The organism is Streptomyces sp. NPDC050508 (assembly GCF_040655155.1).
Taxonomy (GTDB): Bacteria; Actinomycetota; Actinomycetes; order Streptomycetales; family Streptomycetaceae; genus Streptomyces.
In genome coordinates this window covers 237,129-252,067 of sequence record NZ_JBFAJJ010000007.1, presented here as the reverse complement: position 1 = coordinate 252,067, position 14,939 = coordinate 237,129, and the positions used below count along the sequence as shown (strand labels likewise).

Below are 14,939 nucleotides of genomic sequence, written 5' to 3'. Positions count from 1 at the left end.
CACCTCTTGGCCGACAGTAAACGGGTGGTGGGTGGGCACAGGCCGGGGGTCCGGGGGCGGAGCCCCCAGGGACCTCAGCCCCCGCCCAGCTCAGCCGTCGACACGCGCCGGAACTCGATCGTGTCGTACGTCCCCGTCGCCCCGGTCTCGTACAGCACCCCCACCGTGTCCGGCCCCACCTGCACCAGGTCCGAGTACCCAGCCCACTCCCGCGACAACGTGACCGCCTTCACGAAACTCCCCCCACCATCTCCACTCCGCCAAATCGCCATGGCCTGCCGCACGTTGGGAACAGACGGCGCCGAAAACAGCAACGCCCCCCGCTCCCCCGCCAGTTGCAGCACGCTCCCCTCCACCACCGGCACATCATCCAACGTGTGCTGCACCGCATAAGCCCGGTCCAGACTCACACCCCCGTCACCGGAGTACGTGTCGAGCCGATTCCCCGCACTCGTCCCCAGCTGATCCCGCGAGCTGAAGTACAGCCTCCCGTCAGGGAGTTCGGCAGCAGACGACTCGTTCGCGTTGTCGACCCCGTCGTACGTGGAGTCCACGAACCCCAACCGCCACGTCTCACCCCCGTCGTCGCTGTACAGATCATGACCGCCGTAGTACTTGGCCTCCTGCCCGGTGTCACTCGACCCGGCGCTCGGTGCGGCGGAGTGATTGGCAGGAATCACCAACCGCCCCGCATGCGCACCCCGCGTCAGCGCGACCGCATGTCCGGGCCCCGTCGCGTACCAGCGCCAACTCGGCAGCTTCACCTCCCCCGTGATGTCCCGCGGAAGCGTAAAAGTGCGCCCGTCGTCCCAGCTCCGCTGCACGAACACCCGGCGGCTCTGCTCGGCCGTGACCTCGCCCCGCATGATCTGGCCCTCGGTGACAGCCCCGCTGTTGAAGGACGTGACCAGCACGATCGCGCCGGTGCGGGGGTCGACCACGGGTGCCGGGTTGCCCCGGGTGTCCCCTCCCCCGGCGGCCACCACGGACAGCGGACCCCAGGTGCAGCCGCCGTCGGTGGAGCGTCTGAGGACGACGTCGATGTTGCCGGTGTCGCCCGCGTCGTTGTGCCGCCCCTCGGCGAAGGCGAGGACGGTGCCCTGGTCGGTGGTGACGGTCGCGGGGATGCGGTAGGTGTCGTAGCCGCCGTCTCCGGAGACGTAGGGCACGGAGGACGTGCAGCCGGAGCGCGCGGACGCGTGCCCGGCAAGAGTGATGGGGGCGGCCAGTACTGCTGCTACGAGAAGCGTGCGGCTCAGGATGGTCATCGCTCTCCCTCACGGAGGTCGCCCCTCGCGGAACGACGCCGACCTGTCTGTCCGTCACAGCCTCCCCGGTGTCACCATCCCGGACTCGTACGCCACGATCACCAGCTGTGCCCGGTCCCGCGCCCCGAGCTTGCCCATGATGCGGCTGACGTGCGTCTTCGCGGTCAGCGGACTCAGGCCCAACGCTTCGGCCACTTCGGTGTTGTTGAGGCCGCGCGCGACCAGGGCGAGCACTCCGCGTTCCCGTGCGGAGAGGCATTCGGGGCCGCCGGTGGCGGGCGCGGCGGGGCTGCGCAGGAAGCGGGCGATGAGCCGGGCCGTAGGACCCGGCGACAGAAGCGCCTCTCCGGCCGCGACCGTGCGGATCGCGTCGAGGAGTTCGGCCGGACGGGTGTCCTTGACCAGGAATCCGGAGGCGCCGGCGCGCAGCGCTTCGACGACGTTCTCGTCGGTGTCGTAGGTGGTGAGGACGAGGACCTTGACCCCGGCGAGGTCCTCGTCGGCGGCGATGAGGCGGGTGGCCTCGATGCCGTCGAGGTCGGGCATGCGGATGTCCATCAGGACGAGGTCGGCGCGTGAGGTGCGGGCGAGCGCCACGGCCTCGCGGCCGGTGGCGGCCTGGCCTACGACCTCCATGTCCCGCGCCGATTCCACGAGCATGGCGAACGCGGCCCGTACGAGCGTCTGGTCGTCGGCGAGGAGTACGCGGATGGCGGTCACCGCGATCCCTCCTCGCTGTGCACCCGCAGGGGCAGTACGGCGTTCACGGCGAAGCCCTCCCCGTCTCGTGGCCCGGCGTCCAGCGTGCCACCGACACTGCGCACCCGTTCCCGCATGCCGACAAGACCGAAGCCGGGCGGAGCGGAACCGCTGCCCACGCCGTCGTCGATGACGTCCACGCACAGGGCGCCTTCCCGCTCGTGCACGCCGACCCGCACGCTGAGGTCGGCGCGCCCGCCGTGCCGTACCGCGTTGGTGAGCGCCTCCTGGACTATCCGGTAGGCGGCGGCGCCCACGGCGGCCGGGACGGCGTCGGCCGACACCGCCAGTTCGACCTTCGCGCCCGCACCACGGGCCGTAGCGGCGAGGTCGGGCAGTCCGTCGAGGCCGGGCAGCGGGCCGCGTTCGTCGGGCGGGCCGTCCTCCCGGAGCACCTCCAGCGTCGTACGCAGTTCCCCGCGTGCGCTGCGGCAGGTGTCCGCGATGTCGTCGAGGGCCTTGGCGACGGCGGCCCGGTCGAGGCGGTCGGGGTCCTCGGTGAGCACGTGCGCGGCCACCGAGGTCCGCACGCCGATGAGGGTGATGCTGTGCGCGAGCAGGTCGTGCAGGTCGCGGGCGATGCGCAGGCGTTCCTCGGCGACGCGGCGGCGGGCCTCCTCCTCGCGGGTGCGTTCGGCTCGCTCGGCGCGTTCGAGGGCCGCCTCCGTCAACTGGCGGTGGACGCGGAGGTAGCCGCCGAGGACGAGCATGGAGACGACCCAGCCGGCGATCTGGAAGCTCTCGGCGACCCCGGCCATGCCGTCGCCGAGCTTGAGCGCCACCATCAGCCCGATGACCGAACAGCCGACGATCACCGTGCGCCGGACGCTGCCGGTGACCGCCACCGTGTACAGCAGCACCATGGAGGCGCCGGTCGGCGCGGAGTGGTTGTAGTCGTGCTCGTGGAAGGTCGCGATCAGCGGGATCATCACGCCCAGCACCGCCAGCGGGGCTCGGCGCCGCCAGGCCAGCGGGACGTGCAGGGCGAGCAGCAGTGTCCAGCCGAACGCGTCCGGCCGCCGTCCACTCCCGAAGGTGACGGCGACGACGGACGCGAGCACGGCGAGGCCGGCGGCGAGGAGCACGTCCTGCCGCCGGACGCTCATCGTGGTTGCCCGCACGGGGTTCATCCTCCGTCAACCGGACGCGAGGGCCTCACACCGGCTCCGGCTGCCGCTCCGGCCGTACGGCCTCGGGCTCCCGGGACAGCCGCCCCGGCCACCACACCTTCCGCCCCAGCAGCACACTCGCGCTGGTCACGAGATACGTCCGCACGAGGAAGGTGTCCAGGAGCACGCCCACCGCGATCACGAAGCCCAGCTCGACGAGTTGCACCAACCCCATGTTCGTCAGCACCGCGAAGGTAGCGGCGAGGACGAGCCCGGCGGAGGCGACGACCCCGCCCGTCGTCCGCAGGGCGGTCAGCGCGGCGGCGACCGGCTCCGCGCCCCCGGTCGACTCCTCGCGCATCCGGTGCATGAGGAAGATGCCGTAGTCGACGCCGAGGGCCACCAGGAAGACGAAGGAGAGCAGCCCCAGCCCCGGGTCGGTCCCCTGGAATCCGAACAGCGGCCCGAACACCAGCCCGCCGATGCCGAGCGCCGCGCCCCACACCGCGATCACGGCGGCCACCAGCATCAGCGGCGCGACCAGCGACCGCAGCAGGACGCTCAGGATCAGCAGCACGGACGCGAGGACGATCGGCACCACGACGAGCCGGTCCCGCGCGTTGGTGTCCCGCAGGTCGATCTGCTGGGCGCTGGGCCCGCCGACGTAGGAGCCCTTGAGCGTGTGCCGCAGGTCGCCGATGGTGCGGGTCTCGGCCGCCGACTGCGGGGCACCTACGGCGGTGACGGAGATCTCCGTCCAGCCGTGTCCGCTACGGCCCTGCTGGGCGCCCGCGACGCCCCGGGTGGCCCGGATCGCGGCGAGGGTGGCGTCGGCGCGGGCGGCAGGCGTGACGACGTCGATGGGCTGCGCGGAGCGTTCGGGGTAGGCCTCGGCGAGGATGCGCATCGCGGTGACGGAGTCGGGGCGGTCGACGAAGGAGTCGTCCTGTTTGAGGGAGCCGGGCAGGTTCAGGGTGCCCAGGGCGAGCGCGCCGAGCAGGGCGGCGCCGCCCACGAGGACGAGCAGGGGTCGGCGTCCGGCGGAACTGCCCATCGCGGTGAACAGGGACCGGCGGGCCTTGGGCGTGGAGCCGTAGGCCGGGACGAGCGGCCAGAACACGCGGCGGCCAAGGAGGACGAGGAGCGCGGGCAGCAGGGTGAGCATCGCGACGAGTGCGGACAGCACGCCCACGGTCCCCAACGGGCCCATTCCGCGGCTGGAGTTGAGGTCGGCGGCGAGCAGGCACAGCAGGCCGGCTGCGACCGTGCCGGAGGAGGCGAGTACGGCGGGCCCGCAGCCGCGCAGAGCAGCGCGCATCGCGTCGTAGGGGCGCTCCACGCGTCGTAGTTCCTCGCGGTAGCGGGAGACGAGCAGCAGGGCGTAGTCGGTGCCCGCGCCGAAGGCGAGGATCGTCATGATGCCTGTGCTCTGGCCCGAAATGGTCGTCCCGAAGGCCTGGTTGAGACCGTATGCGATCCCTGTGGACAGGAAGTCGCCGACTCCGGCGACGGCCAGCGGGACCAGCCACAGGACCGGGCTGCGGTAGATGATGATCAGCAGAATGGCGACGACGGCGACGGTCGTGTAGAGCAGCGGGCCGCCGAGCGAGTCGAAGACCTTGCCCGCGTCGGTGGCCAGCGCGCCGGGGCCGCCGACCTCTACCGTCAACCCGCCTTTGTCCTGGGCGACTTGGCGGATGTCGTCGACGAGGGCGGTGCGCTTCTTCTCGTCGGTGCCGGGCCAGTTGCTGGTGACCGGGTACATGAGGGTGGTGCCGTCGGCGGACGGGACGCCGTGCGGTGTCGCGGCGAGCGGGTGCAATGCGCCGATCTTCGCGAGCTGTTGGGCGGCCTCGGACCTGTCGGCGGCCGTGAGTCCACTGTCCCGGTGGTAGACGAGGACCAGTTCGGTGGTCTGGCCGCCCGGCAACTCCTCCTGGATCTTGGCCACTTGGGTGGAGTCCGCGCTCGCGGGCAGATAGTCGGTCACCCGGTCGTGCGTGACGTCGCCGAGCTTCGACGCGAACGGCGAGGCCAGCGCGAGCACCCCGATCCAGAGCGCGAGCACCATCCAGGGGATGGCTCGTCGCCTTGTGCTGTTCCTCTGTTCGGCCCCCATGGAACGGGCCCCCTCCCGGCGCGGCGCGGATGTCTGGTTGCGCTCTCCAGACTTCCGGCGCGGGAGGGGCGAGTCGTCGCGCGGGAGGGCGAGTTCGGGACTACTGCCAGGGGTGTCCGTGCGGCCGTATTACTCCCTGGGGAGTAGTGGCACGGCCTACGACGGTGTCCGCGCCGCCGCCAGCAGCCGTGTCACGTCGTCCGCGCAGATGGTGAGGGCGGCGCCCACGGTCGCGAGGGCGTCGCGTTCCGCCGGTGTGTAGGGGCCGTCGGCGAGGGCGATGCGGGCGCCCTGGAGGAGGATCGATTCGCGGCCTGCGGGGGCGAGGTGGGGGGCGAGCGGGTCGAGGGCCTCGTGGAGTTCTATGGCGAGGCCCGCGCCGCTGGGTTCGCCGAAGACGCGGCCGGTGTCGGCGGCCAGGGCCTCGACGAGGGCGCCGAGCTGGTCCTCCGTGCAGTCCTGGAAGCCGGCGGCCCGCACGGTGCCGGCGGCGGCCTCCAGGGACGTACGGGCGCAGGTGCCGCCCGCCGCGAGGACCGCGAGGGCGACCGTGTGCACGGCGTCGCGGAGCATCGCGGAGAAGCGGCTCGTGGTGGGGTGGTCGAGGACGTCGGTGCCGTAGTGGCCCTGGCAGGCGGCGCACTCGACGACCGGCCCTGTGTCGCCGCGTGGCAGCACCGGCATGCCGAGCAGGGTGAAGCGGCGGCGTCCGGTGAGCCGCTGGTAGTTGCGGTCGCCCCCGCATCCGGGGCAGAAGAACTCGCCGTCTCCGACGCTGGTCCACGCGGTACGGATGCCCAGCACGCGCGCTGCACGGCCGTCATGGACAACTCGGCCGTTTCGTCCCCGTTCAGGCAGCACGTCGCACCTCCGTAACGCCGCGGCAACATCGCCGCGCTGGCGTGATGTTAGCCACATTGTTGAGCCGGAGTCAGTACCCCGGACGAGACCTCTCCGTGACCTGCACAGGGAATGGCCGGGAAACGACGGAGCCCCGCCCGCCGGAGACCGGCGTGCGGGGCCCTTCGACGACGGGTAAACCGCCGGTCAGGATGGTTCAGCGGGTAGCGCGGTTGACGGCCGAGACGACCGCCTTCAGAGACGCACGTGTCGTATTCGCGTCAATGCCGATTCCCCACAGGATCTTGTCGTCGATCGCGCATTCGATGTACGAGGCGGCCTGCGCGGAGGCTCCCTCGCTCATCGTGTGCTCCTGGTAGTCCAGGAGCCGTACGTCGACGCCGACGGACTGCAGGGCGTCGAAGAACGCGGAGATCGGGCCGTTGCCGGAGCCGGTCAGAACGGTGTCGACGCCGTCGACGCTCGCCTCGACCTTGAGCGTGTCCACGCCGTCGGTGTCGGTGGTCGACTGGCCGGTCTTCACCTGGATACGGCCCCAGGGGTTGTCCGGGTTCGGCAGGTACTCGTCCTCGAAGGTCGCCCAGATCTCCTTCGGGGTGACCTCGCCGCCCTCGGCGTCCGTCTTGGCCTGAATGAGCTTGGAGAACTCGATCTGCATCCGGCGCGGCAGATCCAGCTTGTGGTCGTTCTTCAGGACGTACGCGATTCCGCCCTTGCCGGACTGCGAGTTGACGCGGATCACGGCCTCGTAGGAGCGGCCTACGTCCTTCGGGTCGATCGGCAGGTACGGGACCGCCCACTCGATGTCGTCGACCGTCACGCCCTTGGCGGCGGCGTCGGCCTCCATCGCGTCGAAGCCCTTCTTGATGGCGTCCTGGTGGGAGCCGGAGAAGGACGTGTAGACCAGGTCGCCCACGTACGGGTGGCGCGGGTGGACCTCCATCTGGTTGCAGTACTCCCACGTACGACGGATCTCGTCGATGTCGGAGAAGTCGATCTGCGGGTCGACGCCCTGGGAGAAGAGGTTCATGCCCAGCGTGACCAGGTCGACGTTGCCGGTGCGCTCGCCCTGGCCGAACAGGCAGCCCTCGACGCGGTCGGCACCGGCCATCAGGGCCAGCTCGGCGGCGGCTACGGCCGTACCGCGGTCGTTGTGCGGGTGGATGGAGAGCACCACGTGCTCGCGGCGGGACAGGTGGCGGCCCATCCACTCGAAGCGGTCCGCGTGCGTCGACGGGGTCGAACGCTCCACGGTGGCAGGCAGGTTGAGGATGATCTCGCGGCCCGGGCCGGGCTGCCAGACGTCCATGACCGCCTCGCAGACCTCCAGCGCGAAGTCCAGCTCGGTGTCCGTGAAGATCTCGGGGCTGTACTGGTAGCCGAACTCCGTCTCGGGGCCCAGCAGCTTCTCGGCGTACTCCATCACCAGGCGGGTGCCGTCGACGGCGATCTGCTTGATGTCGTCCTTGGAGCCGCGGAAGACCACGCGGCGGAAGACGGGCGCGGTCGCGTTGTAGAGGTGCAGCGTGGCGCGCTTGGCGCCCTTCAGGGACTCCACGGTCCGCTCGATCAGGTCCTCGCGGGCCTGCGTCAGCACGGAGATCGTGACGTCGTCCGGGATCGCGCCCTCTTCTTCGACGATCGAGCGCACGAAGTCGAAGTCGGTCTGGCCGGAGGCCGGGAAGCCGACCTCGATCTCCTTGTATCCCATCTTGACCAGCAGGTCGAACATCGCGCGCTTGCGCGCCGGTGACATGGGGTCGATCAGTGCCTGGTTGCCGTCCCGCAGGTCCGTGGAGAGCCAGCGGGGGGCGATGGTGATCCGCTGCGAGGGCCAGGTGCGGTCGGGGATGTCGACCTGCTCGTACCGGCCGTACTTGTGGATCGGCATGGAACTGGGCTGCTGGCGATTGACGCGGCTGGTTGCCATGATGCGTGGGCTCCTCGTGGTGTCCTGAAGGACGGCCGACGGCGCAACGCCAGACTCCGCGGGGAGGGGGTCGGCCTACGACTACAGGCCCTCGCCGCGGCAGCTAAGGAGAAGCAGCCCGAAACGCATGATGCTCAGCAGAGTAGCCGAGTCATGCTCCGTGCGGGGGGCCGTATCAGTATGCGGGATCGCCCCGTCAAGACGGAATGAAGAGGCACAAAAAGTGCCTTATGCCACGCCATATACCACTCTCCGCTACGGGCGCGTGACGATTGTCCCTGTATTTCGCCAATCATGGTTGCCGGTAGTGACAGCGGCATGACTCAGTGCCAAGGTGCCGGGCATGACGACACACGGGGGCCATGAGCCCGTCTTCTGCACGATCGTCCCGCCGCACATCCTCGACAAGCTCGCCCAGCACGAGGACTCCGCGCTCGCCGGTCCGGCCCGCGAGACCCTGGAGCGCGACGCCTACGAGCGCACCCACCGCCGGCTGACCACGGTGCTCGGCGCACCGACCGTCGCCGCGCCCGCCGCGTCCGACAAGCCGCAGCGCACGATCTACGACGCCAAGCACAAGCAGGACCTGCCCGGAAAGAAGATCCGCGGCGAGGGCTCCGAGCCCGGCAAGGACGCCACCGCCAACCGCGCCTACGCCGGTCTCGGCGCCACCTTCGAGCTGTATCTGAACGCCTTCAACCGCCACTCCATCGACGGCCAGGGCCTGCCGCTCAACGCGTCCGTCCACTTCGACGTGAACTACGACAACGCCTTCTGGAACGGCGAGCAGATGGTGTTCGGCGACGGCGACGGCGAGCTGTTCCTCGACTTCACCATCCCGGTCGACGTCATCGGCCACGAACTCACCCACGGCGTCACGCAGTACACCGCGAACCTGACCTACTTCGGCCAGTCCGGTGCCCTGAACGAGTCGATCTCCGACGTCTTCGGCTCGCTCATCAAGCAGTACACGCTCGGCCAGACCGCCGCCGACGCCGACTGGCTGATCGGCGCGGGCCTGCTCGCCCCGCGCGTCTCCGGCGTCGCCCTGCGCTCCATGAAGGCCCCGGGCACGGCCTACGACGACGACGCCCTCGGCAAGGACCCGCAGCCCGCGACGATGGACGGCTTCGTCAAGACCGGGCGCGACAACGGCGGCGTGCACCTCAACTCCGGCATCCCCAACCACGCCTTCTTCCTGGTCGCCGACGCGATCGGCGGGCACGCCTGGGAGAAGGCCGGACAGATCTGGTACGACGTCCTGACCGGCGGCGAGCTGAAGAAGGACGCCCTGTTCACCGACTTCGCGACACTCACGGTCGCCGCCGCGAAGGCCCGCTTCGGGGACGGCGGCGAGGAACTCCAGGCCGTACAGAAGGCATGGGAACAGGTCGGAGTGCCCACCTCGTAGCCCCACGTCGTAGCCGCGCCGGTGCGATCCGTACTAGACAGGACCCATGCGTATTCGAGTACGGCGCACAGGTGGTTTCGGCGGTATCGAGCGCCGCGGCGAGGTCGACACCTCGACGCGGCCCGACGCGCACGAGTGGCATGCCCTGGCCGAGCAGGCGGTCGCCGCCGGTCAGGGCACGCGCACGACGGGCGTCCCGGACGGCTTCCACTACGAGATCACGGTGGACGGGAAGACGGTGCACGCCGCGGATCCCCGACTCACCGACGAGCAACGGGAGTTGATCTCGAAGGTGTTGAAGGAAGGCGCGTAACTGCTTGTTCACGCCCGCCCGTTGACACCCGTTACCAGCGGTACGGATGATCCGGCGCATGGCGACTGATGCAGGCAACCCGATACCTCGGTTCCCGGCCGGCTTCCTCTGGGGCGTCTCCACCTCGGCCCACCAGATCGAGGGCGCGGCGGACGAACGCGAACCGTCCATCTGGGACGCGTTCGAGGCCGAGCCGGGCCGGATCAAGGACGGCTCGACGGCGGCGGTGGCCTGTGACCACTACCACCGCCACCGCGAGGACGTGGCCCTCCTGGCCGACCTGGGCGTGGACGCGTACCGCTTCTCGATCTCCTGGCCGCGGGTGAACTCCCCCGGCGGCCTGGACTTCTACGACCGTCTCGTCGACGACCTGTGCGCGGCGGGCGTACGTCCGGTCCCGACCCTGTTCCACTGGGATCTCCCGGTCACGCAGGACTGGCTGGACAGGGACACGGCCTCGCGTTTCGCGGAGTACGTGTCCGTGGTCGCCGACCGGCTGGGCGACCGCGTGCAGAAGTGGATCACCCTCAACGAGCCCGCGGAACAAACGCTGTTGGGGCACGCGCTGGGTGCCCACGCACCGGGCAGGACGCTCCTGTTCGACGCGCTGCCGGTCGCCCACCACCAACTCCTGGCCCACGGCTTGGCGGTACGGGCCCTGCGCGCGGCCGGTGCCACCGACATCGGGATCGCCAACTCCCACGGCCCGACCTGGCCGGCCTCGCGGGAGCCGGAGGACATCGAGGCGGCGGACTTCTACGACCTGCTGCTGAACCGCCTGTTCGCCGACCCCCTGCTCCTGGGTGAATACCCGTCCGGCCTCGGCGAGTTGATGCCGGGCGACGTCGAGGCCGACCTGAAGGTGATCGCCGAACCGATCGACTGGTACGGCGTCAACTACTACGCGCCGAGCAGGGTGGGCGCCCCGCAAGGCGCGGAGATCGAGTTCGGCGGCCTCACCCTCCCCGCCGAACTCCCCTTCTCCGTAAGGGAGATCGTGGGCGTCCCGGTGACGGACTTCGGCTGGCCGGTGGTCCCCGAGGGCCTGACGGAACTCCTCACCACCTTCCGCGACCGCTACGGCGACCGCCTCCCGCCCGTCGTCATCACCGAGAACGGCTGCTCCTACGACGGCATCGACGACCAGGACCGGATCACCTACCTCGACGGCCATGTCCGGGCGCTGCACGGGGCGTTGGAGGCGGGCGTCGACGTACGCGGGTACTTCGTGTGGTCACTGCTGGACAACTTCGAGTGGGCGGAGGGCTACGAGCGCCGCTTCGGCCTCGTACACGTCGACTACGAGACGCTGACACGCACTCCGAAGGCGTCGTACGGCTGGTTCCAGGGCATGCTCCGGGCGCAGAGATGACGACGACGGGGAGTTCTTCCGTGGATGCCCTCGCCGAGCCCGTCGAACGCGTGGGCCGGGGCTGGACGTCCGCGCTCTCGCTCGCCAACGGGGCGATCTGGGTGGGCTGGTACGGCCCCCTGCAGATCCTGCTCGCCTCCCAGGCCAAGGACTTCGCGCCCGGCACCGGCATGTCCAAGGAGACGATGCTCGCGTGGGTGACGGGCGCGGGCGCGCTGGTGTCGCTGGTCGCCAATCCGCTCTTCGGCGCGCTGTCGGACCGTACGACGGCGCGGTGGGGCCGCCGTACGCCGTGGATCGTGGCCGGGTCGGCGGGCGGGGCGCTGTCGTTGCTGCTGCTCGCGAGCGCGGGTGGGGTGTGGACGATGGCGGCCGGCTGGTGCCTGGTCCAACTCACCCTGAACGCGGCCTTCGCGGCGGTCACGGCGGCCGTCCCTGACCGGGTGCCGCGGCTCCAACGGGGCTCTGTGGGCGGCTGGTTGGGCGCCGCGCAGATCCTGGGCGTGGTCGGCGGCACGGGCCTGGCGACGGCGGCCGGGGGCATCGGGGCGGGCTATGTGGCGTGCGCGGTGTTCACGGCGGTGGGCGTGCTGCCGTACGTGCTCCGCTACAAGGACCTCCGACTCCCGCCGGAGACCCGCCCACCGTGGTCCTGGCAGGGCTTCTTCAAGGGCTTCTGGCTGAGCCCGCGCCGCTATCCCGACCTGGGCTGGGCGTGGCTGACCCGCTTCCTGATCAACCTGAGCAACGCGCTGGTGCTGCTGTACCTCCTGTACTACCTGCGCGACCGCCTGCACTACCACGACCCCGACCAGGGCGTCCTGATCCTCACGGCGGTGAACGGCCTGACACTCCTCGCCACGGTGGTGGTAGGCGGGGTGTGGTCCGACCGCGTCGGCCGCCGCAAGCCGTTCGTGCTCTGGTCGGGCGTGCTGATGGCGGTGGCGACGGCGGTCCTCGCGGGCTGGCAGACCTGGCCGGGCGCGGTCGTCGCAGCGGCGGTCCTGGGCATCGGCTTCGGCGTCTTCACGTCGGTCGACTTCGCCCTGATGACGGACGTACTCCCCAAGGCCCTGGACCGCGGCAAGGACCTCGGCGTCATCAACGTCGCCAACGCCCTCCCCCAGGTCGCGGCCCCCGCCCTCGCCGCGCCGATCGTGACGTATCTGGGCGGATACCGGGTGCTGTATCTGGTGTCGGCGGTGATCGGGATGGCGGGGGCGTTGCTGGTGCGGCGGATTCGGGGGGTGGATTGAGGCGAGGGACGCCGTATGCCATATCGCGGTATGGTCGACGTATGGCCAGCAAGAAGATCACCATCACCGTGCCCGAAGAGCTCGTGGAGGCTGCGCGCGAGCTCACCGACAACGTCTCCGGTTACGTCGCCGAGGCGTTCGCCCGCAAGATTCGCAACGACCTGCTGGCCGAGGAGGTACGCCGCTACGAGGCGGAGCACGGCGCCTTCACCGACGAGGAACGGGCCGAGGCCGACGCCCTGCTCCACGGGGACCCGCTTCCGAAGGACCGCGCCGCGTGACACAGCTCGCCAGCCTGGTCCTGGATTTCGAAGGCCTGTCCGCCTGGATCGAGGAGTACCGCAAGGTCGGCTCGATCGTCGAATCGGCTCAGCGGAACAAGACGGACATCGTCGTCTGCGCCAACACCATCATCGAGGTCACCCATGCGGGTACGAACATGCCTCGTCTGAACTGGCTGCTCTCCCAGGTGAAGATCGAGCCCGTGACCGCCCAGACCGCCAAAGCCGCTGCGAAACTCCTCAAGGACACCGGCCTGCACGGCCACAAATACGCGATCGACGCCACCGTCGCAGTCACCGCGCTCGACCAGCCCGGCCCCGTCGCCATCCTCACCTCGGACGTCGACGACCTGACGAAGCTGTGCGGCGGGCAGCGGGTCAAGGTCATCCCTCTGTGAGCCGTCGCTAGAGCACGCCCGCGTCCCGTGCCGACCACGCCGTCGGGAACAGGGGACGGTAGCCCAGCTCGCGGCGGATGCGTTCCGTGGACATGATGCCGAACCACGGGTCGGAGTCCGTGTGTCGAGCGAGTTCGGCGGGGATCTCGACGCCGTTGAGCAGGTGGAGTTCGACCGCGGTGACCGGGGCGTCGTCGGCGATGTTGTAGATGCGGCCGGCGATTCCCGGGGCGTGCAGGATGCGCAGGAGGCCCTGGGCGACGTCCGCGTGGTGGCCCATGTGGAGGCGCTGGTTCGAGGCCCAATGGGCGGCCCAGCGAAGGGAGTTGGCGAGGTGGGGGTCGCCCTCGCCGTAGACGAAGGGGAGTCGGGCGACGCGGACGTCCATGCCCTCCAGGGCGAGCAACTCCCGTTCCGCCGTCGCCTTCGCGTCGGGGTAGGCGCCCCACATCTCGCCGCCGGGGCGGCTCTCGTCCTCCTCGGTCATGGGGCGGCCCCGCCCGGTGCCGTACACGAGCCCCGTGCTGACCTGGACGAAGCGCCGTACGCCGGAGGCCAGCGCCGCCTGTCCCAGGGCGACCGCCGCCGCGTGGTTGACGGCCCAGGCCTCCTCGTCCGGTACGCCGCGGAAGGACGCGGCGACGTTCACGACCGCGTCCACGCCGGCGACCGCCTTGCCGAGGGCGTCCTCGTCCCGCAGATCGCCGAGTACGACCTCCGCGCCCAGGTCGGCGAACCGCTCGCCGCGGGCCGCGTCCCGCACCAGGACCCGCACTCGCTCCCCCGGCCGGGCCTGCGCCAGCAGCCTCGGTACGAAGCGCCGTCCGACCTGCCCCGTCGAGCCTGTCACCAGTGTCAACATGTTGTGCTCCTCTCGTCTCCGACCAGCTTTGGGCGGGCGGGCCGGTACCGGGAGAGACCTGCCGATCGGGGGATCGGCAGACCCTGGATAAGCCGGGTGGGCTGCCGCACCCTGGATGCGTGAACCGAGCCGAACTCGCCGACTTCCTGCGCCGCGGCCGGGCCCGCCTGGACCCCTCCGACGTGGGCCTCACACCCGGCGCCCGGCGCCGTACGCCAGGGCTGCGCCGCGAGGAGGTGGCCCAGCTGACCGGCATGTCCGTGGACTACTACACGCGCCTGGAACAGGCCCGCGGCCCGCGCCCGTCCCGCCAGATGCTCACGGCACTGGCCCGCGCGCTACGGCTCACGGACGACGAACGCGACCACCTGTTCCACCTGACCGGCGAGGAGCCGCCCCGCAGGGGAAGCACCTCCGCGCACCTGCGGCCGGGGCTCCTCCTGGTCCTGGACCGGCTGCACGACACCCCGGCGCACGTGTCGAGCGACTGCGGCGAGATGATCGCGCAGAACGCGATGTCGAGAGCTCTGACGGGCGACGTGTTCGCCCGCCCACCCCAGGACCGCAACCTGCTCCGCCGTTTCTTCCTGAACCCGACGGCACGGGAGTTGTTCCCCCCGGAGGACATCCCGGACCACGCCCGCTCCCACGTCGCGAACCTGCGGGCGGTCGCCGCGGCCCGCCCCGACGACCCCGAGCCGGCCGCGCTGGTGGCCGAACTCCGGTCGTCCAGCAAGGAGTTCGCGCGACTGTGGGAGGAACACGAGGTGGCGGTACGGCGCCGTTCCACGAAGCGCTTCCGCCACCCCCTGGTCGGCCTCCTGGAGCTGGACTGCGAGATCCTCCTGAACCAGGACGCCCACCACCTGCTCATCATCCACACAGCCCGCCCCGGCACGGAGTCACACGAACGCCTGCAGCTGCTGCGGGTGGTGGGGTTGCAGGACATGTCTCCGGCCCCGAGACCCGCAACGGGCTGAATCCAGCCCCTTGGGGGTGC

General features: G+C 70.6%; 14 protein-coding genes. 7 read left to right on the top strand and 7 right to left on the bottom strand.

Annotation, left to right across the window (positions count from 1 at the left end; all coding sequences use genetic code 11):
* Positions 1–74: 74 nt before the first annotated feature.
* The 6 genes from AB0I69_RS22060 to leuA all read right to left on the bottom strand — a co-directional run bounded on the left by AB0I69_RS22060 (position 75) and on the right by leuA (position 8,046).
* On the bottom strand, positions 75–1,268 hold the full coding sequence (locus AB0I69_RS22060; protein WP_363097322.1) for a sialidase family protein: 1,194 nt from the start codon (positions 1,266–1,268) through the stop codon (positions 75–77).
* A gap of 54 nt (positions 1,269–1,322) precedes the next feature.
* A complete protein-coding gene (locus AB0I69_RS22055) occupies positions 1,323–1,988 on the bottom strand; it encodes a response regulator transcription factor (protein WP_363097321.1) in 666 nt (221 codons plus the stop codon).
* On the bottom strand, positions 1,985–3,133 hold the full coding sequence (locus tag AB0I69_RS22050) for a histidine kinase (RefSeq protein WP_363097511.1): 1,149 nt from the start codon (positions 3,131–3,133) through the stop codon (positions 1,985–1,987). The genes AB0I69_RS22055 and AB0I69_RS22050 overlap by 4 nt, the downstream gene beginning before the upstream one ends.
* A 49-nt stretch (positions 3,134–3,182) precedes the next feature.
* A complete protein-coding gene (locus tag AB0I69_RS22045) occupies positions 3,183–5,255 on the bottom strand; it encodes an MMPL family transporter (RefSeq protein WP_363097320.1) in 2,073 nt (690 codons plus the stop codon).
* Between the two features lie 156 nt (positions 5,256–5,411).
* Positions 5,412–6,116, bottom strand: a complete 705-nt coding sequence (locus AB0I69_RS22040) for a TerB family tellurite resistance protein (RefSeq protein WP_363097319.1) — start codon at positions 6,114–6,116, stop codon at positions 5,412–5,414.
* A gap of 196 nt (positions 6,117–6,312) precedes the next feature.
* The gene (gene leuA / locus AB0I69_RS22035) at positions 6,313–8,046 is read right to left on the bottom strand and encodes a 2-isopropylmalate synthase (RefSeq protein ID WP_363097318.1); all 1,734 of its coding nucleotides are present in this window, start codon (positions 8,044–8,046) and stop codon (positions 6,313–6,315) included.
* A gap of 343 nt (positions 8,047–8,389) precedes the next feature.
* Here leuA and AB0I69_RS22030 point away from each other — a divergent pair, with 343 nt between their 5' ends.
* From AB0I69_RS22030 to AB0I69_RS22005, 6 genes are read left to right on the top strand one after another with little or no spacing between them, the layout of a single operon-like run.
* Complete coding sequence (locus AB0I69_RS22030; RefSeq protein WP_363097317.1) at positions 8,390–9,457, top strand: M4 family metallopeptidase; 1,068 nt, start codon at positions 8,390–8,392, stop codon at positions 9,455–9,457.
* A gap of 46 nt (positions 9,458–9,503) precedes the next feature.
* Complete coding sequence (locus tag AB0I69_RS22025; protein WP_363097316.1) at positions 9,504–9,770, top strand: protealysin inhibitor emfourin; 267 nt, start codon at positions 9,504–9,506, stop codon at positions 9,768–9,770.
* Between the two features lie 58 nt (positions 9,771–9,828).
* Positions 9,829–11,142 carry a GH1 family beta-glucosidase gene (locus AB0I69_RS22020; RefSeq protein ID WP_363097315.1) on the top strand — a complete coding sequence of 438 codons (1,314 nt, stop codon included), beginning with the start codon at positions 9,829–9,831 and terminating at the stop codon, positions 11,140–11,142.
* On the top strand, positions 11,139–12,398 hold the full coding sequence (locus AB0I69_RS22015) for an MFS transporter (RefSeq protein ID WP_363097314.1): 1,260 nt from the start codon (positions 11,139–11,141) through the stop codon (positions 12,396–12,398). The genes AB0I69_RS22020 and AB0I69_RS22015 overlap by 4 nt, the downstream gene beginning before the upstream one ends.
* Before the next feature lie 41 nt (positions 12,399–12,439).
* Entirely contained in the window at positions 12,440–12,679 is a 240-nt protein-coding gene (locus tag AB0I69_RS22010; RefSeq protein WP_363097313.1) for a type II toxin-antitoxin system CcdA family antitoxin, read from the top strand.
* The gene (locus AB0I69_RS22005; RefSeq protein WP_363097312.1) at positions 12,676–13,077 is read left to right on the top strand and encodes a DNA-binding protein; all 402 of its coding nucleotides are present in this window, start codon (positions 12,676–12,678) and stop codon (positions 13,075–13,077) included. The genes AB0I69_RS22010 and AB0I69_RS22005 overlap by 4 nt, the downstream gene beginning before the upstream one ends.
* A gap of 7 nt (positions 13,078–13,084) precedes the next feature.
* On the opposite strand, the gene AB0I69_RS22000 is transcribed toward AB0I69_RS22005, so the two are convergent.
* Positions 13,085–13,939, bottom strand: coding sequence for an NAD-dependent epimerase/dehydratase family protein (locus AB0I69_RS22000; protein ID WP_363097311.1), 855 nt, complete (start codon positions 13,937–13,939; stop codon positions 13,085–13,087).
* A gap of 119 nt (positions 13,940–14,058) precedes the next feature.
* Here AB0I69_RS22000 and AB0I69_RS21995 point away from each other — a divergent pair, with 119 nt between their 5' ends.
* Entirely contained in the window at positions 14,059–14,919 is an 861-nt protein-coding gene (locus AB0I69_RS21995) for a helix-turn-helix transcriptional regulator (protein WP_363097310.1), read from the top strand.
* The last annotated feature ends 20 nt before the right edge of the window (positions 14,920–14,939 follow it).